Annotated in this window: 22 protein-coding genes and 1 tRNA gene; 17 read left to right on the forward strand and 6 right to left on the reverse strand. The window is 71.6% G+C overall.

From position 1 onward, the window contains the following. Positions 1 to 25: 25 nt before the first annotated feature. The 3 genes from HD593_RS32415 to HD593_RS32425 all read right to left on the reverse strand — a co-directional run bounded on the left by HD593_RS32415 (position 26) and on the right by HD593_RS32425 (position 1,810). Positions 26 to 97 (reverse strand) — tRNA-OTHER (locus HD593_RS32415). Between the two features lie 81 nt (positions 98 to 178). Continuing rightward, a complete protein-coding gene (locus tag HD593_RS32420) occupies positions 179 to 733 on the reverse strand; it encodes a dihydrofolate reductase family protein (RefSeq protein WP_185105755.1) in 555 nt (184 codons plus the stop codon). 57 nt (positions 734 to 790) lie between these two features. Then, on the reverse strand, positions 791 to 1,810 hold the full coding sequence (locus HD593_RS32425; RefSeq protein WP_221526202.1) for a sigma-70 family RNA polymerase sigma factor: 1,020 nt from the start codon (positions 1,808 to 1,810) through the stop codon (positions 791 to 793). Between the two features lie 123 nt (positions 1,811 to 1,933). Between HD593_RS32425 and HD593_RS32430 the strand changes: the two genes are divergently transcribed. The 6 genes from HD593_RS32430 (at position 1,934) to HD593_RS32455 (ending at position 7,614) form a co-directional block, all read left to right on the forward strand. Continuing rightward, positions 1,934 to 3,328: a sensor histidine kinase gene (locus tag HD593_RS32430; protein WP_221525107.1), complete on the forward strand. Its 1,395-nt coding sequence runs from the start codon at positions 1,934 to 1,936 to the stop codon at positions 3,326 to 3,328. A gap of 140 nt (positions 3,329 to 3,468) precedes the next feature. Next, positions 3,469 to 4,608 carry a DUF418 domain-containing protein gene (locus tag HD593_RS32435; protein WP_312903863.1) on the forward strand — a complete coding sequence of 380 codons (1,140 nt, stop codon included), beginning with the start codon at positions 3,469 to 3,471 and terminating at the stop codon, positions 4,606 to 4,608. Between the two features lie 16 nt (positions 4,609 to 4,624). Continuing rightward, on the forward strand, positions 4,625 to 5,848 hold the full coding sequence (locus tag HD593_RS64590) for a sensor histidine kinase (RefSeq protein WP_185105758.1): 1,224 nt from the start codon (positions 4,625 to 4,627) through the stop codon (positions 5,846 to 5,848). Beyond that, entirely contained in the window at positions 5,845 to 6,474 is a 630-nt protein-coding gene (locus HD593_RS32445) for a response regulator (protein ID WP_185105759.1), read from the forward strand. The genes HD593_RS64590 and HD593_RS32445 overlap by 4 nt, the downstream gene beginning before the upstream one ends. 80 nt (positions 6,475 to 6,554) lie before the next feature. After that, a complete protein-coding gene (locus HD593_RS32450) occupies positions 6,555 to 7,088 on the forward strand; it encodes a DM13 domain-containing protein (RefSeq protein ID WP_185105760.1) in 534 nt (177 codons plus the stop codon). Positions 7,089 to 7,161: 73 nt separating this feature from the next. After that, entirely contained in the window at positions 7,162 to 7,614 is a 453-nt protein-coding gene (locus tag HD593_RS32455) for an SDR family NAD(P)-dependent oxidoreductase (protein ID WP_185105761.1), read from the forward strand. A gap of 24 nt (positions 7,615 to 7,638) precedes the next feature. Here the strand turns inward: HD593_RS32455 and HD593_RS32460 are convergent, their stop codons facing one another. The 3 genes from HD593_RS32460 to HD593_RS32470 form a co-directional block, all read right to left on the reverse strand. Next, positions 7,639 to 8,583 (reverse strand): pyridoxamine 5'-phosphate oxidase family protein, encoded by a 945-nt coding sequence (locus HD593_RS32460; RefSeq protein ID WP_185105762.1) that lies wholly within the window; start codon positions 8,581 to 8,583, stop codon positions 7,639 to 7,641. Positions 8,584 to 8,827: 244 nt separating this feature from the next. Next, the gene (locus tag HD593_RS32465) at positions 8,828 to 9,379 is read right to left on the reverse strand and encodes a DUF308 domain-containing protein (protein ID WP_185105763.1); all 552 of its coding nucleotides are present in this window, start codon (positions 9,377 to 9,379) and stop codon (positions 8,828 to 8,830) included. Between the two features lie 24 nt (positions 9,380 to 9,403). Beyond that, a complete protein-coding gene (locus tag HD593_RS32470; protein ID WP_185105764.1) occupies positions 9,404 to 11,023 on the reverse strand; it encodes a tannase/feruloyl esterase family alpha/beta hydrolase in 1,620 nt (539 codons plus the stop codon). Between the two features lie 332 nt (positions 11,024 to 11,355). On the opposite strand from HD593_RS32470, the gene HD593_RS32475 reads away from it, so the two are divergent. From HD593_RS32475 to HD593_RS32525, 11 genes are all read left to right on the forward strand, one after another. Continuing rightward, entirely contained in the window at positions 11,356 to 12,177 is an 822-nt protein-coding gene (locus HD593_RS32475; RefSeq protein ID WP_185105765.1) for an alpha/beta fold hydrolase, read from the forward strand. Positions 12,178 to 12,209: 32 nt separating this feature from the next. Then, complete coding sequence (locus HD593_RS32480) at positions 12,210 to 12,650, forward strand: VOC family protein (RefSeq protein ID WP_246546822.1); 441 nt, start codon at positions 12,210 to 12,212, stop codon at positions 12,648 to 12,650. 42 nt (positions 12,651 to 12,692) lie between these two features. Next, entirely contained in the window at positions 12,693 to 13,730 is a 1,038-nt protein-coding gene (locus HD593_RS65290; RefSeq protein WP_425262864.1) for an FAD-dependent oxidoreductase, read from the forward strand. Positions 13,731 to 13,771: 41 nt separating this feature from the next. Next, positions 13,772 to 14,614, forward strand: coding sequence for an oxidoreductase (locus tag HD593_RS32490; RefSeq protein WP_185105767.1), 843 nt, complete (start codon positions 13,772 to 13,774; stop codon positions 14,612 to 14,614). Between the two features lie 18 nt (positions 14,615 to 14,632). Then, positions 14,633 to 15,490 (forward strand): SDR family NAD(P)-dependent oxidoreductase, encoded by an 858-nt coding sequence (locus tag HD593_RS32495; RefSeq protein WP_185105768.1) that lies wholly within the window; start codon positions 14,633 to 14,635, stop codon positions 15,488 to 15,490. 176 nt (positions 15,491 to 15,666) lie between these two features. Further along, entirely contained in the window at positions 15,667 to 16,659 is a 993-nt protein-coding gene (locus HD593_RS32500; protein ID WP_185105769.1) for a LacI family DNA-binding transcriptional regulator, read from the forward strand. A 366-nt stretch (positions 16,660 to 17,025) separates the two neighbouring features. Beyond that, positions 17,026 to 18,261, forward strand: a complete 1,236-nt coding sequence (locus HD593_RS32505) for a hypothetical protein (RefSeq protein ID WP_185105770.1) — start codon at positions 17,026 to 17,028, stop codon at positions 18,259 to 18,261. A 78-nt stretch (positions 18,262 to 18,339) separates the two neighbouring features. Continuing rightward, positions 18,340 to 19,596 (forward strand): extracellular solute-binding protein, encoded by a 1,257-nt coding sequence (locus tag HD593_RS32510; RefSeq protein WP_185105771.1) that lies wholly within the window; start codon positions 18,340 to 18,342, stop codon positions 19,594 to 19,596. A 44-nt stretch (positions 19,597 to 19,640) separates the two neighbouring features. Further along, positions 19,641 to 20,702, forward strand: coding sequence for a carbohydrate ABC transporter permease (locus HD593_RS32515; protein WP_221525108.1), 1,062 nt, complete (start codon positions 19,641 to 19,643; stop codon positions 20,700 to 20,702). After that, positions 20,692 to 21,564 (forward strand): carbohydrate ABC transporter permease, encoded by an 873-nt coding sequence (locus tag HD593_RS32520; RefSeq protein ID WP_185105772.1) that lies wholly within the window; start codon positions 20,692 to 20,694, stop codon positions 21,562 to 21,564. The genes HD593_RS32515 and HD593_RS32520 overlap by 11 nt, the downstream gene beginning before the upstream one ends. Beyond that, on the forward strand, positions 21,561 to 23,336 hold the full coding sequence (locus tag HD593_RS32525; protein ID WP_185105773.1) for an alpha-galactosidase: 1,776 nt from the start codon (positions 21,561 to 21,563) through the stop codon (positions 23,334 to 23,336). The genes HD593_RS32520 and HD593_RS32525 overlap by 4 nt, the downstream gene beginning before the upstream one ends.

Consider the following 23,336-nt stretch of genomic DNA (forward strand, 5'->3'; position numbering starts at 1 on the left):
CACCGATGACCTTCAGGATTTGGGGCAAGGCCGGCCGGATTCGAACCGGCGTCCTCCAACCTGCTGTAAGGCGCGACGACCTCTGCGCTACAGCCTTGCCGTTGCTGATCTTAGCGAAAGGCACGGACATCTCATGACCGAAATGGGTGCTACGCGGACCCGGGAACCACCGGACGGATCAGGACTCCCGCCCGTACCGGGTCAGGACGGCGGCGCCGGCCCGTTCGGCCGACAGGCACTCCAGGTGCCGGGGTGGCCCGCCGGCGGGGAAGAGCCGGTCGCCGGTGCCGAGGAGGGTGGGGAAGGTCAGCAGCCGGTATTCGTCGATCAGGTCCTCGGCCATCAGCGTACGGACGACGCTCAGGCTGCCGGTGATGATGACGTCGCGCTGCTCGCGCTTGACGGCGTCGATGAGATCGCCGTCGACGACCTGCGAACCGGCCCAGGCCGACGTGTCGGTCAGCGTGCGGGAGGCGACCAGTTTCGGCACGGCGTTCATCCGTGCCGAGAACGGGTCGTCGCGTCCCGGCCAGAGCCGCGAGAACAGCTGCCACGTACCGCGTCCCAGCAGCAGGACGCCGTCGTCGAGGACGCCGCCGAGCCGGAACTTGTCCCCGGCGACCGTTTCCGGCCCGTGCCGGAACGCCCAGCCTCCGGCCGGTGTGCCGGCGGAGCCGTCCGGGTCGGACACGATCCCGTCCAGGGTGATGAATTCGATGACGATGACGCTCACGTCGGGTGTCCCTCTCGTTCGATGGTCACCCGTACGTACCGGCGGCATCGCCCGGACTCATCGCCCCCCGTCGGACCTGTCGAAAAGAATCTCCTGGGACAGGCCGAACGCCTCGAACACGGCGGGATCGGCGAAGACGACGTTACGCGCGACGCGGCCACCGGTGACCGTGAAGACCTGGAGGGTGTGCAGGCGATGCCCGCCGCCGGGCTCGGGGGCGTAGGCGGCCAGGGCGGGCTGGCCGTTGGCGGTCAGGCGCGTGAGGCCCCAGCCGGTCCCGCGCATCTCGAACACGCGGCGCATGAACAGGCCGTAGTCGTGGCTGCCCCGGTACCACAGCGGCACCGGCGGCATCTCCAGGACGGCGTCGTCGGTGAGGAGCCGCACGAGTGCGGGGACGTCGGCCCTCTCGAACGCCCGCATGTACCGCTCGATCACCTCGCGGACCTTCGGGTCCTCCGGCTCGCCGACCTCGCCGGCGTCCACGGCCTCGCCCGCTGCGGCGAGGGCGGCGCGGGCCCGCTGCAGCGCGCTGTTGACGGCCGGGACCGTGGTGCCGAGCTGGACGGCCACCTCGGCGGCGCTGAACTCCAGCACCTCGCGCAGGACGAGCACGGCCCGCTGCCGCGGCGGCAGCGTCTGCATCGCCGCCACCAGCGCGAGCCGCAGGTCGGCCCGCAGCCCGAGCTCGACCCGTGCGTCGGGGAACGGCTGCAGCCAGGGAACGCCGAACGCCGGTGCGAGCGGCGCCCCGGGATCGTCGCTGGGCGCGCCCAGCCCGGACGGCAACGGCCGCCGCGCGCGGCCCTCCAGAGCGGTCAGGCAGACGTTGGTCGCGATCCGGTAGAGCCACGTCCGCAGCGACGCGCGGCCGGCGTCGTAGCGATCCCGGGCCTTCCACGCCCGCAACATCGTCTCCTGCACCTGGTCCTCGGCCTCGTGGAACGAGCCCAGCATCCGATAGCAGTACGCCACCAGCTCCGCTCGATACGGCTCGAAATCCACCGCCCCAGCATGGCAGGAGCTGCTGAGCGCGCGCGACGCTCCCGCAGCCGCCCCTCGGCACTCGCCCTCCAGCCCCGCCCGAGACAGCGTTCCGGGACGATTTGACGAGGTGTTGGCGTCACGCGTGCCAACTCCTTCCCTCCGCTTCGACGAGCCGCTACCGGCGGCGTGCTCGACTGGGTCGAGGGACTCAACATGACCATCCGACGTCGCATCTCGATCACTACACGCATCACACTGTTCACGGCGGTGGTGGCGACGCTCCTGTCTGCCCTGCTGGCCATCACGCTCATGCTCGTCTTCCACCGGTACGCCACCACGGCGCTGACCACGGAGACCATGTCGGCCGGCGGCCGGGTGGCCAGCGAGGTGGAGCGCCACGAGGCCATCACCACTCCCCTGGCCGGGCAACGCGACAGGAACCTGCAGGTCGTCGATCCCCGCGGGGTGGTGGTCGCCGCGACGCCGCAGCTCCAGGGCAAGCCGATCATCGCGCCCTTCGGCCCCGACAGCAAGAACATCACCCATGCCGTCGTGTGCGGCGGCGTCTTCCCGGGCGGCCGGTGCCAGATCGTGATCGCGCAGTCGGCGCACACGACGGCGGGCGACTGGATCATCTACAGCTCCTCCCCCACGATCCCCCCCTACGTCGATCCCTGGCTCGCCGGCACGGTGGCGGGCGGAGCGGCCCTGCTGGCCGCGGCGATCACGTTGCTCGGCCATCGCATCGCCCATGCGGCGCTCAGGCCGGTGACCGCCATCCGCACGGAACTCGACAGGATCAACGAGACCTGCCCCGAACGCCGGGTGCCCTACCCGCAGGCCAAGGACGAGATCCACGACCTGGCCGACAGCGTCAACCACACCCTGGCCCGCCTGCAGGCCGCGATGGAGCAGCAACGGGCCTTCACCTCGGATGCCTCCCACGAACTGCGCAGCCCCATCGCCGCGATCCGCGCCGAGGTCGAGGACGCGCTGCTCGCCCCCGAGGAGACCAGCGTGCCCACGGTGGGCAACACCGTCCTGAGGAGTGTGGACAGGCTGGAGGCCATCGTCGGCGACCTGCTGACCATCGCCCGGCAGGACCACGACCGGCAGGTCGAACGCGAGCCCATCGACCTGTCCGAGCTCGTCACCACGGAAAGCGGCAGGAGGCCCCACCCGGCCAAGCGCTTCGACTACGCGCTGGAGCCCGGCGTGGTGGTGATCGGCGACCGGGCCCGGCTGTCACGCCTGCTCTCCAACCTGATCGACAACGCCGAACGGTACGCCGCCTCCACCATCACCCTCCGCGTCAGTCACGTGGCCGGCTCCAAGCGTGACGCCCACCGCTTCCCGAACGGCATCGCGATGCTGGAGGTGATCGACGACGGAAAGGGCATCGACCCGGGCAAGCGCGAGCTGGTCTTCCAGCGATTCGCCCGCCTGGACACCGCCCGCGACCGGGGCGCCGGCGGCACCGGGCTGGGCCTGCCGATCGCCCGGCAGACCGCCGAGGCCCACGGCGGCACCCTGGGAATCGAGGACTCCACCTGCGGCACCCGCTTCGTCCTGCGCCTCCCCGCCACCGAGGCCGCCCGCGCCGATTGACGACCGGCGCGCGGGCATCCTCCGAACGGAGGATGCCGCGCATCGCCCGTTCGCCGCCGGATCGCGCCCCGCCGCACGATCCGGCGGCCCGCCCCCTGCCTCCACACTCGAGGCGAAACCCGGGAACGCAGGGAGGCGACGTGGTGGCGGTCGAACGGTTGGGACCGGTGGAGCAGGGAGCGCGGCAGCTCGCCCCTGACCTGGCCAGGGGAATCATGCTGGCGCTGATCGCGGTGGCCAATTCGGCCATCTACCTGTACGGGCGCCCGTACGGCATCAGGCAGCACATCATCGAGCACGGCTGGGCCGACCGGTTGGCCTCGGCGGTGAGCATGACGGTCGTGGACGCACGGGCGTACCCGATGTTCGCGGCCCTGTTCGGCTACGGCTTCGTGCACATCTGGAACCGGCGCCGCGACGACGCCGAGGGGCGGCGTGTGCTCAGGCGGCGCAGCTGGTGGCTGCTGGCGTTCGGCGCGGTCCACGCGACGTTGCTGTTCTCCGGAGACGTGCTCGGCCTGTACGGGCTGGTCGGCCTCGTGCTGGTCCGGTTGTTACGGGTGCGTGACCGGACCCTGCTCGTCCTGGCGGGCTGCTGGCTGGTCCCTGTGGCGCTGTCGTCGGCACTGGTCTACAGCACGCCGGAAGGCACGGCGCAGCGGTCGTACTTCTGGTCGTTCGCCGTCGAGGACCCGCTGACGGCGCTGGCACTACGGCCGCTGGAGTGGGTGGCGACCCCCTTCGGCCTGCTGGGTGTGGGGACCGCGGCGCTGGCCGGCGTGTGGGCGGGGCGACGGGAGCTGCTGTCCTCGCCGGATCGGCTGCGGCGGGCGGCGCTGTGGGGGCCGCTGATCGGCGCGGCCGGCGGGCTGCCGGTGGGGCTGATCGCGGCGGGGGCGCTCACCGTGCACGATCCCGTCACGGTCATGGCGCTCAACGCGGTGCACGTGGTGACGGGGATCGCGGGCGGGCTGGGGTACGCGGCGCTGATCGGCGTGCTGGCCGGCAGGATCGGGCAGCGGCGCGGGCCGGTCGTGACCGCTCTGGCGGCCTGTGGTCAGCGCTCGTTGACGTGTTATCTACTACAGTCAGTGGTGTTCGTGGCGCTTCTGTCCCCCTCCGCGGGTGGGCTCGGCGGAAGGCTGGGATCGGCCGCCACCGTGGCGCTGGGCCTGTTCACCTGGGCGGGCACCGTGCTCGTGGCCGAGGTGATGCGCCGGGCCGGCGCACGCGGGCCCGCCGAGGCGCTGCTGCGCCGCCTGGTCTATCCCCGCGGGTGAGAGCGAGGTGCGGGTGGTGCGGGTACGCGACTGGGATCGGGCCTGGCACGCCGTGCCCCTGGCCGTGCTGGCCGTGGCCACCGTGCTCGCCGTGGCCGGCTCCGCGGCCCCGCCGTCCGCGCTCGCCGTCACCGTGGCGCTGGCCGTGGCCACCGCACTGTGGCACGGCTGGATGGTGATGGCGCATCCGCACTGGCCGGAGCGGGCGCTGGCGCCGATGGCGGTCTACTTCGCGGGGCTGCTGGCGCTGTCGTGGGTGCTGTCGGCGCGGCACCCGGCGTACGCGCTGCTGGTCGTCGCCTGCTTCCCGATGGCGTTCGTGGCGCTGCCCGGCCGCTACGCCTATCTCGGCGTGGCCGCGACCGGGCTCCTGGTGCTGGGCGACCCGTTCGCGCTGTCCGCATCGGGGGGCTTATGGCCCAAGGTGCCGGCGGCGCTGGCATCGGTGGTCTTGGCGGCGTTCATCGGCTGGATCGTCCGGGCGATGGAGGCCGAGGTGGGGCGGCGGCGCGCGGCGAACCAGGCGCTGGAGGAGGCCAACGCGCGCCTGGCGCGGCTCGGCGAGGAGAACGCCGCCCTCCAGGGCGAGCTGCTGGCCGCCGCCCGCCGGACCGGCGTGGCCGGCGAGCGCGGGCGGCTGGCCCGCGAGATCCACGACACCGTCGCCCAGGGGCTGGCGGGCATCGTCACCCAGCTGGAGGCCGCCGAGGAGGTCGCCTCCGACCCCGAGGCGGTACGCCGCCGCCTGGCCATCGCCCGCGGCCTGGCCAGGGAGAGCCTGACCGAGGTCCGCCGCTCCCTCGACGACCTGAGGCCCGGCCCGCTGGCCGCCTCCCGGCTGCCGGACGCGCTGGCGGCGCTGGTGTCCGGCTGGGGCGAGACGCACGGGGTACCCCCGACGCTCACCATCACCGGAACCGCCCGGCTGCTGCACCCCGAGGTCGAGGTGACGCTGTTCCGGGCCGTACAGGAGGCGCTGTCGAACGTGGCCCGCCACGCCCGGGCGCGCAAGACCGTCGTCACGCTGTCGTACATGGAGGAGCTGGTCGTGGCCGACATCAGGGACGACGGGGTCGGGTTCACCCCATCGGAGGCCGACGGCTTCGGGCTGACCGCGATGCGCCAGCGAGTCGGCCGGCTGTCGGGCGAGGTCGAAGTCGAGTCGGCGCCCGGCCGGGGCACCGCGGTGAGCGTGAGCGTGCCCGCCATCCCGGCGGCCGGCGAAGGGGAGAGCCCGTGACAGTACGACTGGTGATCGTCGATGACCATCCCGTGGTGCGCGACGGGCTGCGCGGCATGTTCGTCGAGCAGGCCGATCTGGAGATCGTCGGCGAGGCCGGTGACGGCGCGGAGGGGCTGGCGGTGGCCGTACGGGAGCAGCCCGACGTCGTGCTGACCGACCTGCGGATGCCGGGGCTGGGCGGGGCCGAGTTCATCGGGCTGCTGACCGCGCGGGTGCCGTCGGCCCAGGTGCTGGTGCTGACCACGTACGACGGGGACGACGACGTGCTGCCGGCCGTGGCCGCCGGCGCGATCGGCTTCCTGCTGAAGGACTCGCCTCGCGAGGAGGTCTTCCGCGCCGTCCGCGCGGCCGCCGCGGGCGAGACGGTCCTGTCGCCTGCCGTGGCGGCCCGCGTCCTGCGGCGGGTACGTGACCCCGCGCCCCGGGCGGCCGAGCTGAGCGAGCGCGAGCACACCGTGCTGCGGCTGGTGGCGGGTGGCGCGACCAACAAGGAGGCGGCAGCGGCGCTGTTCATCAGCGAGACCACGGTCAAGACCCACCTGGCGCACATCTACACCAAGCTGGGCGTCTCCGACCGGGCCGCCGCGGTCGCCACCGCCTACACGCGCGGCCTGCTGCCCTGATCATGCCCCGGCACCCGCGTGCGGGGGGCCGTAACCGTCACGTAAGAGCTGACCGGCGGCTGACGTGGTGCCCTTGAGGCATGAAGTTCTTCAGACATCCCGTCGGGCTGGCCGTCATCGGGCTGGGCGCCGCGTCGGTCGCCTTCGTGATGTACCTGTTCCAGCCGTGGCGGCTGTTCACGACCGTCGTGGTGAACGAGGCGCCGCCCACGGTCTCGTCGCCCCAGGCAGGCGCCCTGCCCTCTGCCACCCCATCGGAACAGCCGGCGAGCGCACCCGCGCAGCTCGCCTCGGGCACGTTCGTCACCCACGAGCACAGGACCACGGGCACGGCGCACGTGCTGAGGCTGCCGGATGGCTCGCGCGTGCTGCGCCTGGAGAACCTGGACACCTCGGACGGCCCCGACCTCCGCGTCTGGCTGAGCGACCAGCCGGTCACGAAGGACTGGTACGTCTTCGACGACGGACGCCATCTCGAGCTGGGCCACCTCAAGGGCAACCAGGGCAACGCCAACTACGCCATCCCGGCCGAGGCCGACCTCGGCACGCTGAAGAGCGTGACCATCTGGTGCAAACGCTTCAGCGTCTCCTTCGGCGCCGCCGCGCTGAACTGACCCGCGCAGCGCGGGCACACGATGTTGTGTACTTCCTCCCCTGAGTGGATGATCAGCTGTCGCATCGCCGAGTATGGGGATCTCCCCCGTCGAAGCCGTCGCCGAGGCCGTTCCGGAAACCTGGCGGCGGACGATGGCGGTGAACGTGGCCTCCGCCGCCGAGCTGGTGCGGCTGACGCTGCCCGCGTTGCGCCGCTCCAGAGGCCACGTGATCTTCGTCAACGCCTCACCCGGGATGACCGGCGTGCCCCGCTGGTCGGCGTTCGTCGCCAGCAAGGCGGCGCTGCGGGAGCTGGCCGGGTCACTGCGCGAGGAGGAGGCCGCCCACGGGATCCGCGTCACCACGGTCTATCCCGCGGCGACGGCGACCGCCCTGCTGGGCGAGGTCAGGAGCGCCTTCGGGCGGCCGTACGATCCGGAGGCGTGCATCCGGCCGCAGACGCTGGCCGCGATGATCGTCTGGGCGCTGAGCGCACCACCCGACGCCTACGCCTGCGAACTGTCCGTACTGCCGTCGCCGCGCTGAGTCTCTGGACGGAAGCGGGCCGGTTCAGGCCGGGCGGCGGACTTCCGGGACCGGTTGCGAGCGGCGCCCGGCCTCGGCCTTCAGCCGCCGTCTCAGCTGCGAGCCGTGCTCGAGAAAGGAGCGCCCGCGCCGGTCGGACGGCAGGCTCCAGTCGGGCAGCGCCCGCTCCACCGTGACGGAGAGCCGGTCGCCCGCCGCGGTCGCCGCACCGACCATGACGACGTTCTCCTGCCAGCGCATGCCCGGCCCGTACTGGTGGAAGGTCAGGCACACCGGCCCGGACGCGGCCTCGACACCGGCGGGCAGGCGCACCTCGTAACCGCCGGCGGTGGCGGTGAACTCCCGCGCCGGAACGGTCACGGGCAGGCCGCCGGCCAGCAAGGACACCTCCGGCCGGCCAAGCCGCTCGGCGCGGCGCGCGTAGGGGCGCCAGTCGGCGGGCGGCGTGGAGCGGCCGGGCAGCCGGGGGCCGGTGGGCGCCGGGTCGGAAGGGGGAACGGCGACCCCGGGCGGGCAGACCCAGGTCTGCGGGGCGCGGGTCAGGTCGCCGCCGGGCCACCAGGTGAGCCGTTCAGGGGTCACCTCCACGTAGATGCGGGCGAAGTACCAGGTCAGCCGCTTGACCAGGAACCAGGGCAGGCCGGCGAACCCGGCCGGGGTCTTGGCCAGCGACTCGCGGACGTACCGGTCGGTGTTGGCCTGCAGGTCGGCGTCGCGGACGGTGGCGCGGCCCTGTACCAGCACGATCACCGGGTCGCCGGTGTAGAGCAGGGCGACCCGCGGGTCACGGCGGGCGCGTTCGGCCTTGTCGGGGTAGGTCAGGCCGGTGGTGACGTCCAGGGTGCCGCGCTCGCCGATGTACGGGACGACCGGCCAGGTGATGGGCCGGCCGTCCCGGGTGAGCGAGGTGTAGGAGCAGACCAGCGCGTCCTGGAGGGTGCGCGTGAGTACGTCGGGCAGTGTCAGCAAGAAGCTCTCCTGAGGCGAAGGGTGAATGCCGTCCTCCCGGGCGGCCGGCGCGAGCGGATCGGCGCGGGCACCGCGAGTCCCGGCGTCATGCCCGCTCAGCGACATGCCGGACCAGCGTAGGAGCCGGGCGGGAGGACGACATTGACGGATGCTTGACGTCCGGCGCGGCTCTGTCTCCAGGACGTATGCATCGGGGCTCCGGGCGGCCGTCGAACTGGTTCCCCCTCCGCCCCCACGGCCGCCGTCAGACGGTCAGGGTCCGGCGCTGGCGGGCACGCCAGGCCAGCAGCCCGGCCTGGATGATGAAGAACACGCCCCCGCCGGTGGCGTAGACCGACAGCACGTCGAGCGAGGCGTCGTTCCCGAGGGCCTGGATGTTGTAGAAGATGCCCACGAGGAACGACAGGCCGCCCGCGATCAGCATCGGCCACTGCCTGCCCAGCTCGGGGCCGCGCCGCCGCCACCCGACCAGCACCTGCGCCGCGCCCGAGACGACGGCCCAGGCACCGAACACGTGCAGCACCGCCGCCACCCCGCCCGCCCCCGCCAGGCCGACGCCGGCGGCGGCCAGGGTGCTGAGCACCCCGTTGAACGCCGTCAGGCTGCGCTCCGGCCCGCTCGGGAGCGTGCGCAGGTCGATCAGCGACGACACCGCGTCGATCAGCGGATAGGCGACCAGCAGGGTGATGGTGAGGGCGTCGATGGGGTCGTGCGCGGAGGCGAACGCCGCGGCCCACGCCACGGCCAGGACTCCCCGGCCGAGGTACAGCTTGATCAGGGATGACTTCGCGTTCATGATCAGTGACCCTTCAGAAGGCCGTCAGTACCGGACGGCGGCGCAGGAGTAGCTGCCGGCGTCGGCGGGGTCGCCGGAGCCGGTGTAGCGGGAGACGGACGGGTAGAGGCACAGCTCGCGCGTGACGGTCTTGCCGGAGCTGTCCGTGATGGCGGCGCTCAGCGTCCGCGGGGCCTTGCCCTGTTCGACCCAGGCGGTCAGGGCGGCCAGGGCGTCGGTGGGCACGGGGCCGGTGCTGGTGGCGTTGCCGCAGTGGTCGACGCCGGGTGCGAGGAACAGCCGGTAGAAGTCGTCGACGCGGTGCGAGCCGCCCATCGCGCGGGCCACCCGCTCGCGGTAGTCCACGGTGCCCTGGGTGGGGATGAGCTGGTCGGACTGGCCGTGCCAGGACAGGAGCTTGCCGCCGGCCTTGCGGAAGGCCGACAGGTCGGGGTCGTCGGTGCCGATGATCTGGTCGTATTCGGCCTGGGACTGGGCGAACAGCTGGGCGAAGTCGGCGTAGGTGATGGTGGTCAGGTCGAAGGACGGCTGGCGCTTGAGCCAGGTGGTGACCCAGGCGGCCGGGACCGGGAACGGGGCGCCGATGCGGGTGCCGTCCGGGCCGGGCTGGGTGCCGGCCAGGTCGAAGCCGGCGCCGATGGGCAGGCCGGCCCAGAGCTTCTTGCCGGACGGGGTGCGCGGGCCGTCCCAGATCTTGCGGATCACGGTGGCGTCGGCGGCGGTGATGGTCTCCTGCTTGCCGTCGCATTCGAGGGTGGTGCCGATGAGCTTGCGCGGGTCGTAGGTGCACCGGGCGGGCTCGGCGATGACGCCGTCGCGGACGCCGTCGAGCGGGTCGCAGGCCTTGATGGCGGCCTGGTTGAAGGCGGCGAGTTCGCAGGGGGCGGGGTAGGTGTGCTCCTGGTTCATCACGACCTGGGGCCACAGGGTGGCGACTTCGAACTCGTCCCAGTTGATGGCCGGGGCGGTGGCCAGGATGCCGTCGTAGTCGCCGGGGTGGCGCTGGGCCTCCATGTAGCCCTGGCGGCCGCCGGTGGAGCAGCCGTTCCAGTAGGAGTAGGAGGCGGGCTTGCCGTAGACCGTGGCGATGACCTGCTTGGCGACCAGGGTCATCTCGTGCTGGGAGCGGTCGGCGAAGTTCTTCAGCAGGTCCTTGTTCACCTGGCCGTCGCTGGTCAGGGCCCAGGTGGTGTCGATGTAGGTGCTGAGGCCGGCGTCGGTGGTGGCGGCGGCGTAGCCGGTCTTGATCGCGCCGGCCAGCGCGGCGCCGTAGTCGCCGGCGGCGAAGGCGCTGCCGCCGGCCGCCTGGAACCGGCCGGTCCAGCCCGTCTCGGGCAGCCAGACCTGCACCTTGGCGTGGTCACCGACGCCGGGGTGGGTGAGGGTGACGGTGACCGCGCAGTGCGCCGGCACGCCCGGGACGTCCACGCCCGGCAGCGGCGGCACCGGCGGCACGTGCACCGTGCCCGCCTCGCGGTGCTGCGCCGTCACCGATTCCACCGTGGTGCCCGCCGGCGCCTTGACGGAGATGGACGGCGAGCAGCTGAACGGCGCGGCGACCGCGGCGACCGCGGCGCTGGTCGGCAGGCAGATCGCCGCCGCCAGCGGCACACCGGCCGCCAGGACGGCCAGAAGTCTTTTCATGAGTTTCCCATGGCTGTAGTGGATCTCGCAGTGCCCCTCATCGTTCGCCCACGCCCCGCACCGGCACATCAGTCAGTTGACGGTCAGCAACCGCGAGCACGTCAGCGGCGCCTTTTGAGGTGGCCGCGCAGTCCGCCCGTGCCCTCGTCACCGGCTGGGCAGTCGAGTGACTCAACGCCCCCGGGCGCGGACGCCCATGTCCGTCCGCCACGTGCCGGCACCGGCCCGCCGGCGCCTCACAACTGACCGTCAAACGACTGATGTGACCGCGGCCCTCCCCGCACGACAGTGATGGCACCAGCTCACTGAAGCCACATGAAAGGGAAATCGTCATGGTCAGCATCAAGGGTGTGCGCAGCCGGCGGCTCACATCAGGCGCGCTTTCGGTACTCGCCATCGGTCTGCTCGCCACTGCCACGCCCGCCTTCGGGGCGGACAAACCCGCCAAGCCGACCATCGTGCTGGAGCACGGCGCCTTCGCCGACGCCTCCAGCTGGAACGGGGTGATCGAGGAGCTGCGCGCGGACGGCTATCCCGTCGTCGCGGCGGCCAACCCGCTGCGCGGACCGGCGAACGACGCGGCGGCGCTGCGCAGCGTCCTCGACCACGTCAAGGGCCCCAAGATCCTCGTGGGCCACTCGTACGGCGGGTCGGTCATCACCGTCGCCGGCGCGAACGACCCGCAGGTCAAGGCCCTCGTGTACGTCGCCGCGTTCCTGCCCGCCCCCGGCGAGACCGCCCTGGAGCTGACGAACAAGTTCCCCGGCTCCACCCTCCCGGACGCCCTCGACCCCGCGACGTTCACCCTGCCCGGCGGCACCACCGGGACCGACCTGTACATCAAGCCCGGCAAGTTCCACCACCAGTTCGCCGCCGACGTCCCGGCCCGCGCGGCGGCCCTCATGGCCGCCACCCAGCGGCCCATCGCCCAGGCGGCGCTGGAGGAGAAGACCGAGGTCGCCGCCTGGCAGGACAAGCCCAGCTGGGCGGTCATCACGACGCAGGACCTCAACATCCCCGTCGCGGTCCAGCGCTACATGGCCAAGCGCGCCCACGCCCACTCCGTCGAGGTACGCGCCTCCCACTCCGTCGCCGTCTCCCAGCCGAAGACCGTGGCCGGCGTCATCGAGCGGGCCGCCCGCGCCACCCGATGACACCCGAACAGAAAGAGATCACCACCATGGACATGAAGCTCGAAGTCGTCGTGCTGCCCGTATCCGACGCCGACCGCGCCAAGGACTTCTACACCCGGCAGCTCGGTTTCCGCCTCGACGCGGACTTCGCCATCCACGACGGCTACCGGATCATCCAGGTCACTCCCCCGGGCTCGGCCTGCTCGATCATCTTCGGCGACGGTCTCACCGACGCCGAGCCCGGCACGGTGCAGGGGCTGCACCTGATCGTGTCCGACATCGAGCAGGCCGGCAAGGAGCTGGCGGGCCGCGGTGTCGAGGTGACCGGCCCGTTCCACGACGCCACGGGGGCGTTCCACCAGGCCGGCGAGACCGGCCGGGTCATGGGCGCGCACCCGGAGCGGGCCAGCTACGGCTCGTTCGCCGCGTTCGCCGACCCCGACGGCAACCGCTGGTTCCTCCAGGAGATCACCGTACGGCTGCCCGGCCGCTGACCCGGCGGCGTTCCCGAGACACGACCACACCGTGGAGGACCAGTGACCGCCGAAGACATCCGTACCCATGACGTGGTCGTGATCGGGGCCGGCCCGGTCGGCGAGAACGTCGCCGACCGGGCCACCGCCGCCGGCCTGAGCACCGTCATCGTGGAGAGCGAGCTGGTCGGCGGCGAATGTTCCTCCTGGGCGTGCGAGCCGAGCAAGGCCCTGCTGCGGCCCGCGCGTGGCCACGGCCGCCTCGACGGGCCACGACGGGTGGCCGTGACCACTCCCGGCGGCGGCACCGTGCACCTGCGGGCCAGGCAGGCGGTGGCCGTGTGCACCGGCAGCGCGGCCGCCCTTCCCGGCCTGCCCGGGCTCGCCGGGCTGCGCCCCTGGACCAGCCGCGAGGCCACCAGCGCCGCGCGGCCGCCCGGGCGGCTCGTCGTCGTCGGGGCGGGCGTGGTGGCCGCCGAGATGGCCACCGCCTGGCAGGCTCTCGGCAGCGAGGTCGTCCTCCTCGCCCGCGGCAGCCGCCTGCTGCCGCGGCTGGAGCCGTTCGCCGGCGAGCTCGTCGCCGAACGCCTGCGCGAGGCGGGCGCGGACCTGCGGTTCGGCGTCACCGTGAGCTCTGCCGCCCGGACGGGCGGCGAGGTCCGCCTCGCCCTGTCCGACGGCGAGCGGCTCAGCGCGGCAGGTGACGTCAACCGGCGGGCCCTGCCCACCCACCAGGGCAAGTACCAGGCCCGCATCGCGGGAGCGGTCATCGCCGCCCGCGCCTGCGGAGCCCCGCTCGACTCGGCCACGTCGCCGGCGCTCTCCAGCACGATCCGGGCTACCGGGGCAGGGCCCGCGCGCTCATCGACCCCGGCCGCCGCACCGTCGCCGGCGTCACCTTCGCCGGCCCGGGCGTGGCCGAGCTCCTGCACTCCGCCACCGTCGCGATCACCGGCGAGATCCCCGTCGAGCGGCTCTGGCACGCCGTGCCGCCCTTCCCACCATCAGCGAGGTGTGGCTGCGGCTGCTGGAGACATACCGGGATCAGCATGCCCGCCTGTAGCTGACCCCGCCCCGCTAACGAGCATTTTATCTTCATAAGTGCTACATTGATGAGACAGTTAAAGATCAAGGAGGTCCTCATGGCCAGGACATGGCTCATCACCGGAGCGTCACGCGGCTTCGGACGCCGGCTCACCGAAGCCGTCCTCGAAGCGGGCGACCAGGTCGCCGCCACCGCCCGCGACCCCAAGCAACTCGGCGATCTGGTGGCCCGGTACGGCGACCGGATCAGGGCGGTCGCGCTCGACGTCACCGACGCCGCCGCGGCCTCCCGGGCGGTCCAGGCGGCCACCGCCGCCTTCGGCCGCCTCGACGTGGTCGTCAACAACGCCGGCTACGGCAACAGCGCGCCCATCGAGGAGATGGCCGAGGACGACTTCCGCGCCCAGATCGAGACCAACTTCTTCGGCGTCGTGAACGTCACCCGGGCCGCCCTGCCCGTCCTGCGCGCCCAGCGATCGGGGATGTTCGTGCAGTTCTCCTCCATCGGGGGCCGGGTCGGCGGCACCCCGGGCATGGGCGCCTACCAGAGCGCGAAGTTCGCCGTGGAAGGCTTCTCCGAGGTGCTCGCCGCCGAGGTGGCGCCGTTCGGCGTCAAGGTCGTCATCGTCGAGCCCGGCGCGTTCCGTACCGACTGGCAGGGCGCCTCCATGGAGATCCACCCGGTCGGCCCCGACTACGAGCAGACCGTGGGCGCCATCCACCGCTACCGGCGCGAGACCGACGGCACCCAGCCCGGCGACCCGGCGCGCGCCGCCAGGATCATCATCGACGTCGCCGGCCACGACGACCCGCCCCGGCGGCTCCTGCTCGGCAGCGACGCCGTCGCCGCCGCCCAGCAGGCGGCCGTGACCCGCGCCGCGGAGACCGAGAAGTGGGCCGCGGTGAGCCGCTCGGCCGACTACCCCGCCGACGAGCGCTGACCACGACAAGGAGGCCCCATGAACCCCAGAACCTGGCTCATCACCGGCGCGTCGAGCGGCCTCGGGCGCGCCCTCGCCGAATACGTCCTCTCCCAGGGAGACCAGGCGGTTCTCACCGCCTCCAGCACCAGGGCCACCACCGAACTGGCCTCCCGCCACCCGCACACCGCCCTGGCGCTCCCCCTCGACGTGACCGACCCCCGGCAACGCGAGGACGGCGTCAGGAAGGCCGAAGAACACTTCGGCGGCATCGACGTCCTGGTCAACAACGCCGGCATCGACTTCATCGGCGCGCTGGAGGAGCAGGACGAGGACGACTACCGCAGGCTGTTCGAGGTCAACTTCTTCGGCGCCGTGGCCCTCACCCGGCTGGTCCTGCCGGGCATGCGTGCCCGGGGACGCGGCATCGTCGTCAACGTCTCCTCGATGGACGGCCTGGCCAGCCTGCCCGCCAACGGCTACTACTCGGCCAGCAAGTTCGCGCTCGAGGGCTTCACCGAAGCCCTCTGGCAGGAGATCGAACCCCTCGGCCTGAACGCGATGATCATCCAGCCGGGCTCCTTCCGCACCGGCATCGAGCACCGCACCAAGGCCTCCGGCTCCCCCATCGACGCCTACCACGCGACCGCGGGAGCGTTCCGGAGCATGATGGGCGGCCTCACCCCGGAGATGTTCCCCGGCGACCCCGTCCGGGCGGCGGAGGCGATGTACGAGGCGGCCACGTCCGGGCAGCCCCGCCACTGGGTGGTGCTCGGCAGCGACGCCCACCGCAGGATCGATGCCAAGCTCACCCTGCTCCGGGCGGAGTTCGACGCCGGCCGGGAGGTCGCGCTCAGCACCGATTTCCCGGGAAGCGCCGAGCACGCGGTCCTGTGACCATGGTGACACGGGTTGCCGCGGTCGCCGGGAGCCGGAGAGCGGCACGTCCGCTCCGTGGCCCCCGGGGCCCGGCCGGTTCCGGGCCTTCGCACCGGAACCGGCGGCCCACCCGCCTGTCTTCCGCTGGCCGTATAGTGACATCACGCGCGGTCCGGATAGATCAAAAGGGAGCCATGGCCAAGGTCGGAATCAGTGACGTCGCCGCCCGTGCCGGGGTCAGCGAAGCGACCGTCAGCCGCGTGCTCAACCGGAGGGGAGTCGTCGCCGCCACGACGCGGCGGGCCGTGGAGGACGCGATCCGCGAGCTGGGTTATGACCGCGGATCGCAGAGCCAGCTCGTCATCGTCCTGACCCCCGGTCTGGCCCAGCCCTTCTTCGGGCGGCTGTGCGAGCTGATCGAGTCGGCGCTGGCTCCCCAGGGGTTCAAGGCCGTCGTCTGCTCCACGACGGTCGGCGGCCTCCAGGAGATCGACTTCGTCACGTCGATGATGGACCTGGGGATCGCGGGAGCGGTCTTCGCCTCGGCCAGCAACACCCTCGTCGGTGCCGACCCGGGGCCGTACCGGCTGCTGCAGGAGCGCCAGATCCCGTTCGTCCTGATGAACGGTGCGATCGAGGGCATCTCCGCGCCCAGCTTCTCCACCAACGACAAGGTCGCGGCCGCCCTGGCCGTCGAGCACCTGTGGAATCTCGGCCACAGGGAGATCGGCATGATCGTCGGCCCGGTGGGCAACCGGCCCAGCGAGCGGCGCCTGGCGGGCTTCGTCGAGGCCATGAGCGCGCTGGGGGCCGAGGATCCGGGCAGGCTGGTCGCGCACCAGGTGTACAGCGTGGAGGGCGGCATGTCCGCCGCGGAGTCCCTCCTCGATCAGGGCGCGACGGCGATCGTCGCCGCGAGCGACTACATGGCGCTGGGGGCGATCCGCACGGCGGGACGCCGCGGCCTGTCCGTTCCCGACGACGTCTCCGTCGTCGGCTACGACGACCACCAGATCATGGGGTTCGTCGATCCGCCGCTGACGACGGTCCGCCAGCCGATCGAGCGGATCTCGCAGGCCATCTCCGCCACGATGGTGCATCTGGTGAACCGGCGGCAGGTGCCCGCCGGGGAGCTGATGTTCGATCCCGAGCTGATCATCCGGCAGTCGACGGCAGCTCCTCGCTGAGCATGCACCGTGCCGTGTTTTTGACGTAATCCTGCAAGAAGACGTCACACTTTCCCCAAGCATGCCATGGCGCGCCAAAACTCCCTGCTGCCTGCGGAGATGCAGGTAGCTCTCCCACTGTGGAGCGCCCTGGCGCTGAACCGCGCGCACATGCCGCTTAGCCCTTCAGTGCAAGCCAATTGACGGAGCATTGACGGGTTTATGGCGCCTATGTAACACTCGCTCCCCATGACGACCAAGTCATCATCTGCGGCCCAGGCCGGCAGATCGGGAAAGAACAGCCCATGTGTACCTGTTCGGGTTGATTCGAGCATGTCGGATCTTGTCGATTCTTTCAGCTGGGCGTCAACGCGCTCGCAGGAGTGGGTGCAGACCGGGCGGAGCTCCGCCTTCCTGCCCAGCTACTGGGCGGCGATGACGGACCGGCCGATGTTCTACTCGCGAGACCTGGCCCACCAGATCCTCGGCGCCCACCTGCTGGGACTCGACGCCGAGAACCTCTCGATGCTCCGGCACTTCGCCGGCTCGGCCACCGAGGCTCGCGGCTGGTATCCGCTGTGGGCGTTCGAGTTCGACGGCACTCCCGCCGCGATCGACTACCGCTCGGACGACGACTTCGTCCGGGAGATCCCCGCGCCGTTCGAGCTCGTGGAGAAGGCGGTCGAGCAGTACCGCTGGACGGGGGACGCGCGGTTCCTGCTCGACCCGGTGATCGCCCGGTTCCTGCGTACCACGATGACCTCGTTCGTCGACCTCCACGACCCGCTCGGGACCGGCGTCGCCGGCGAACGGGGCACCGGGGACTTCTTCGCCGGCACGGCCACCTACAACGAGGTGGAACGGCCGCCGTACCTGCAAGTGGCCGCCGACGGGATCGCGAGCCAGTGGGCGGCGCACCGGGCGCTCGGCTCGGTCGGCGACCCGGTCGTCGAGGAGGAGTTCGCCGCGTGGAACCGCGCGCGGGCCGCGCAGCTGGGCGAGCACTTCTCCGACGCGTGGTGGTCGCCCGACGAGCGCCACTACACGGCGGGATTCACCGCCGAGGGCCCGGTGTCCGGTTTCCGGCTGGAGAGCACGTGGTTCCCCGCGGTGAAGGGCATCCTGCGCGCCGGCGAGCGCGCGGACGCGCACCTCGACTTCCTGCGGTCCGGGGTCGAGGCGGCGCCGCCGGCCAACATCGAAGCCTTCACGTACCTCCCCGAGGCGTTCCTCCGCTACGGCAGGGACGAGGAGGCGCTGCGGTGGATCCGCTTCCTCGCCGCTTCCCGCGCGGACTACCCGGAGGTGCCCTTCACGCACGTCGCCCACGTGGCGGCCGGCCTCACCGGGCTGGAACCCGGTGCGGCGCGGGGCGTCGTCCGCACGCGGTCCCACCTTCCCGCAGGCGAGTGGCTCGAGGTCGGGAACGTTCCCGTCGGCGGGTCCCTCGTCGGCGTCAGGCACGACGGCCGCGAGGCCACGGAGTTCCAGGTGACCGGGGGCCCGGGCGTGATCTGGACCCCCACCTGGGACGACGGGCAGATCTCCACGATCGAGGTGCCGAGCGGCACCCGTGTACGGGCGTCCGCCGGCGGCGGCGTCGTCCGGCTCCCCATCCGCTGACAGAGCCGGTCAACAGAGTCCGTCAACAGAGCCCGTCAACAGAGCCCGTCAACAGATCACTAGCGAAGGAGACCCCCCATGCAGGCAAAGGCGCTCGCCGCCGTCACCGCTGTCTCGTTCCTCGCACTCGCGGCATGCGCCGGCACGCCGGACGGAGGTCCGGCCGACGGTGGCTCCGGCACCGTCACGATCACGTACGCCTTCTGGGGCAACAACGACGAGGCCGCCACCATCAAGTCGATGATCGCGGCGTTCGAGAAGGCGAACCCCGCCATCAAGGTCGAGCCCAACTGGATCCAGAGCGACTACGAGCAGAAGCTCCAGACCTCGATCGCCGGCGGGGACGCCCCGACCGTGGCCCAGATCTCCAACACCGCCCTGCCGAGTTTCGCGAACGCGTTCGCCCCGGTGCAGGTCGACCACGGCGTCTACTACTCGCCGGCCGTCGCGAAGGCCGGCAACGTCGGCGGCACCGACTACGCGGTCCCCTTCGTCGCCAAGAGCAAGGTCATGGCGATCAACAAGGCCGCCTTCGAAGCGGCCGGCGTCGCCGTCCCGTCCGGGACGGCCCCGATGTCGACCGCGGAGTTCGTGGCCGCGGCCAAGAAGCTGACCTCGGGATCGGGCGCGAAGAAGGTCTACGGCTCCGCGCCCCTGTGGTACGACGGCTGGCTGGTCGCGGAGGGCGGCTCGTACTACGGCGCGGACGGCCGGACCTGCACCATGGGCAACGCCGACGGCATCCGGGCCGCGCAGACCGTGGTCGACTCCACGAAGCCCGACGGGTTCGCGCCGAGCTCGATCGACGCCCAGGGCCAGGACATGTTCCAGTGGTTCTCCGACGGCAAGGTGGCGATGTTGCCCGACTTCGGGCCGTGGAACATCGCCAAGATCGCCGCGCTGGACACCTCGAAGTTCCTCATCGTGCCGATGCCGGGCAAGGGCGAGCCGATGGAGGTCGACAGCCTCGGCATCGCCAAGTCGGCGACGGAGGCGGAGGTGGCCGCGGCGAAGACGTTCGCGACGTTCATGAGCACGAGCCCCGCCGCCCAGAACCTGCTGGCCTCGACGACGTCGGCACTCGGCGTGCCGGTCGTCCAGGGCTCGCTCGAGGCCTTCAAGGCGATCGCCCCGAAGGTCAACCTGCAGGCTTTCACCGACGCCGTCACCAATGCCGTCACCACGGCCTACGTGAAGGACAAGGTCAAGATCGAGAGCACCTTCTCCACCGATCTGAACTCGCGCACCGCGATCGGCACCGGCACCGAGGACCCGGCGACCGTACTGCCGGAGCTTCAGGCCCAGTGCCAGAAGATGCTCGACGCGACCAAGTAGGCGGCTGGAGCCGTCCGCGGGCGGCGTGGGGAGAGAACATCGACATGTCGGATATCGTGCAGGGCCTCGAGGGCTTTCTCGAACGGCTGCACATCTACGCGGGGCTCAGACCCATCCTGTCCTTGGTGATCATGCTGGCCGCCGTGTTCGCCGTCGCCTTCGCCGCCCTGCGGGGGGCCGTCCGCGCGCGCTGGATCGGGCGGAACACCGCCGCCTTCTGGCTCTTCGTCTCGCCGTGGATCGTCGGGTTCCTCCTGTTCACGGGAGGGCCGATGGTCTACTCCCTGATCCTGTCGTTCACGGACTGGAACCTCATCGACCCGGCGGAGTTCGTCGGGTTCGCCAACTACGCCGAGGCGTTCTCGGATCCCGATCTCGGACAGTCGCTCAAGGTCACGCTCGTCTACGCCGCCGTCAGCGTCCCGTTGCAGACGGTGCTGTCGCTGGCGGTGGCCCTGCTGATGAACGTCAAGGTGCGCGGGATCCACGTGTTCCGCACGATCTGGTACCTGCCGTCGCTGGTCACCGGGGTGGCGCAGGCGGTGCTGTTCATCTGGGTGTTCAACCCGAGCTACGGGCTGGTCAACGGGCTGCTCCGGCTGGTCGGTGTCGAGGGCCCCCGATGGCTCTTCGACGCCGACTGGGCCCTGGCGACGGTGGTCATCATGAGCCTCTGGACGGTCGGCGGAAACATGATCATTTATCTCGCCGGTCTGCAGGACATCGCCAAGGAGCTCTACGAGGCGGCGCAGATCGACGGCGCCGGCCGCTGGCGCTCCCTGTGGAACATCACCCTCCCGCAGATCAGCCCCGTGATCTTCTTCAACGTGGTCACCGGGCTCATCTACGCCATGCAGACCTTCACCCAGGGATACGTGGTCACCCACAACGGGGGCGGCCCGTCCGACTCCCTGCTGTTCTACGTCCTCTACCTCTACAACAACGCGTTCTCCTTCTTCCGGATGGGATATGCCTCAGCCCTGGCCTGGATCTTCTTCGTCATGATCATGGTGCTCACGGCGCTCGTGTTCCGCGGCAGCGCCTTCTGGGTCTATTACGAATCGCAACGGCCGAAGGCGCGGAAGCGGGGTGCCCATGCCGGCTGACGCGAAAGCAAGAGCCGTGGCCGGGGACGGCGCAGCGCGGCGCGGGCCCCTCGGCACCCGGATCCTCGCGCTCACCCTGCTCGTGATCGGCTCCGCCGGTTTCATCTACCCGTTCCTCTGGATGATCGCGACCGCGCTGCGGACGCCGGAGGGGGTGGCGCACGGCGGAGCGTCGCTCTGGCCCGTTCAGTGGCAGTGGTCCAACTTCGCCGACGGGCTCGACTCCTTCCCCTTCTGGCCGTATCTCCGCAACTCGCTGCTGAGCACGCTCGTGCCGGTCGTCGCGGTGGTCTTCTCCTCCTCGCTGGTCGGATTCGCGTTCGCGCGGATCCGGGCCCGGGGCTCCGGCCCGCTGTTCGCGGTCGTCCTGTCGACGCTCCTGCTCCCGCAGGAAGTCACGATCGTGCCGCAGTTCATCCTGTTCAAGAACCTCGACATGATCGACACGCTGTGGCCGATCATCGTGCCGACCTTCTTCGGCTCCGCGTTCTTCATCTTCCTCTTCCGGCAGTTCTACCTGCGGCTGCCGGAGGCGCTGACGGACGCCGCCCTGATCGACGGCGCGAGCTGGTTCCGCATCTGGTTCTCGATCTACCTGCCGCTGTCCCGCCCGATCATCATCGCCACCGCGGTGCTGCAGTTCATGTCCTACTGGAACAACTTCTTCCAGGCCGCCATCTATCTGACGACGGACCGGTGGAAGACCCTGCCGCTGGCGCTGGCGGGCTTCCAGTCCGTCAACGGGACGGACACGCCCCTCCTGATGGCCACCGCCCTGGTGATCACCTTGCCCTGCGTCCTGCTGTTCTTCATCGCCCAGCGCCACATCATCGGCGGAATATCCTTCACGGGGAGCAAATGACCGACGTCGCATCGCCGTCGACCGTTACCTTCTGGCTGCCGGGCCGGTCGCAGGCACCGCCCGAGACCCCGGTCGTCCTGGACGGCGGCCCTCCCGGCACCCGGCTCCGGCTGCAGGCGTCCCGCTCGGCCGGGACGCGCGTGCGGGAGCTGGGCGAGGGCGTCGTCGAGGTGGTGTTCGGCACCCTCGGCGAGCCGTTCAGCCTGACCGTGGCGATCCCCGCCACCGACACCGTCGCCTGGTGGCGGCCGGGCAGCGCGGTGCGGGACGCCACCATCCCGCCGTCCTGGGCGGAGCCTGAGGACGCGACCGCCCTGCGCGGGCTTCCGCTCGGCGCTCTGCTCGCGCCCCGCGACGCCACCCGCCTGGTGTACGCGCTCGACGCCGGCACGAGCGTGACCACGGTGCGTGCCGGTCTCGTGGAGGAGACCGCCGACTTCGCGATCATGGTCACCGTCGGCGGCTCCGGCCTGCCGGGTGAGGTGCGGCTGCTGCTGGACACGTCCGGCCGGCCGTTCCCCGAGGCGGTGGCCGGCGCGGGGCACTGGCTGCAGGGGGACGCGGGCCACCGCGACGTCCCCGGAGCCGAGGACCCGGTCCTGTGCACGTGGTACTTCGCCCACCAGCACGTCACCGCCGGCGCGGTGCTGGCGCAGGCCGACCACGCCGCCGCGATGGGATTCGGCACGCTGATCGTGGACGACGGCTGGCAGACGACCTCGCACGGCCGCGGATACGGGTCGTGCGGCGACTGGGAGATCGCGCGGGAGAAGTTCCCCGACGCCGCCGGGCTGGTCGCGGAACTGCGCGATCGGGGGCTGCGGACCGTGTGGTGGATCGGCATGCCCTTCCTCGGCCACCGGGCCGAGGCCCGCGGCCTGGGGTTCTCGACGCTCCGGGACAGGCCCGAACTGCAGGCGCGGGTGCTGGATCCGCGAGACCCGGCCGCGCGGGCCCATCTGATCGGGAGGGTCGAGGAGATCATGGTGCGGACGGCGGCGGACGGCCTGAAACTCGACTTCCTGGAGGAGTTCGAGGACCAGGACGCCCCGGGGGCCGTGGCGGCGGCCGTCGGCCTGATGGACGAGCTCGTCGGCCGGCTGCGCGCTCGCGGGATCGACCCGCTGATCGAGTTCCGCGAGCCGTACGTTCATCCGGTCGCCGCCCGGTTCGCCTCCATGATCCGCGTCGGCGACTGCCCGCTGAACGCGCTGCAGAACCGTATCGGCATCCTCGACCTCCGCCTGGCGCGGCCGGGCACGCCGATCCACAGCGACCCGATCATGTGGGCGGAGGATGACGGCGCGGAGCGGGTCGCCCACCACCTGATCAACTCGCTGATGGGCGTGCCGCAGGTCTCCGTGGACCTGACGCGGCTCACCGACGAGCAGTCCGGCGCGCTGCGGTTCTGGCTGGGCGTCTGGCGCGAGCACCGCGACCTGCTGCTGCACGGCCGGCTGACGCCCGAGCGGCCCGACCTGCTGTATCCCGTGGTCCGGGCCGGCTTCGGCGGCCGGCACTTCGTGGCGAGGTACGCGCCGCACGCGATCGGCATCCCTCCCGGCGACTGGACGGAACTCCTGATCGCGAACGCCGACGACAGCGCGCCGATCCTGCTGAACGACGGCGGCGACGTGCGTGCCCACCTGGAGACGCGCGACGCCAGGGGGCGGCTGGTGACCGACGGGGAGATCGCCCTGGCCGCGGGCCCGCACGTGCTGGCCGTACCGTCCGGTGGGCTCGCCCGGCTCCGGCGATCCGGTGAAAGGTGA

The sequence above is a fragment of the Nonomuraea rubra genome, assembly GCF_014207985.1.
Lineage (GTDB): Bacteria > Actinomycetota > Actinomycetes > Streptosporangiales > Streptosporangiaceae > Nonomuraea > Nonomuraea rubra.

Excerpts from the sequence above, each read along its gene's own strand:
- HD593_RS32430 (WP_221525107.1), top strand. The coding sequence starts at position 1,934 with ATGACCATCCGACGTCGCATCTCGATCACTACACGCATCACACTGTTC.
- HD593_RS32450 (WP_185105760.1), top strand. The coding sequence starts at position 6,555 with ATGAAGTTCTTCAGACATCCCGTCGGGCTGGCCGTCATCGGGCTGGGC.
- HD593_RS32455 (WP_185105761.1), top strand. The coding sequence starts at position 7,162 with ATGGGGATCTCCCCCGTCGAAGCCGTCGCCGAGGCCGTTCCGGAAACC.
- HD593_RS32465 (WP_185105763.1), bottom strand. The coding sequence starts at position 9,379 with ATGAACGCGAAGTCATCCCTGATCAAGCTGTACCTCGGCCGGGGAGTC.
- HD593_RS32470 (WP_185105764.1), bottom strand. The coding sequence starts at position 11,023 with ATGAAAAGACTTCTGGCCGTCCTGGCGGCCGGTGTGCCGCTGGCGGCG.
- HD593_RS32475 (WP_185105765.1), top strand. The coding sequence starts at position 11,356 with ATGGTCAGCATCAAGGGTGTGCGCAGCCGGCGGCTCACATCAGGCGCG.
- HD593_RS32480 (WP_246546822.1), top strand. The coding sequence starts at position 12,210 with ATGAAGCTCGAAGTCGTCGTGCTGCCCGTATCCGACGCCGACCGCGCC.
- HD593_RS32490 (WP_185105767.1), top strand. The coding sequence starts at position 13,772 with ATGGCCAGGACATGGCTCATCACCGGAGCGTCACGCGGCTTCGGACGC.
- HD593_RS32495 (WP_185105768.1), top strand. The coding sequence starts at position 14,633 with ATGAACCCCAGAACCTGGCTCATCACCGGCGCGTCGAGCGGCCTCGGG.
- HD593_RS32500 (WP_185105769.1), top strand. The coding sequence starts at position 15,667 with ATGGCCAAGGTCGGAATCAGTGACGTCGCCGCCCGTGCCGGGGTCAGC.
- HD593_RS32510 (WP_185105771.1), top strand. The coding sequence starts at position 18,340 with ATGCAGGCAAAGGCGCTCGCCGCCGTCACCGCTGTCTCGTTCCTCGCA.
- HD593_RS32515 (WP_221525108.1), top strand. The coding sequence starts at position 19,641 with ATGTCGGATATCGTGCAGGGCCTCGAGGGCTTTCTCGAACGGCTGCAC.
- HD593_RS32520 (WP_185105772.1), top strand. The coding sequence starts at position 20,692 with ATGCCGGCTGACGCGAAAGCAAGAGCCGTGGCCGGGGACGGCGCAGCG.
- HD593_RS32525 (WP_185105773.1), top strand. The coding sequence starts at position 21,561 with ATGACCGACGTCGCATCGCCGTCGACCGTTACCTTCTGGCTGCCGGGC.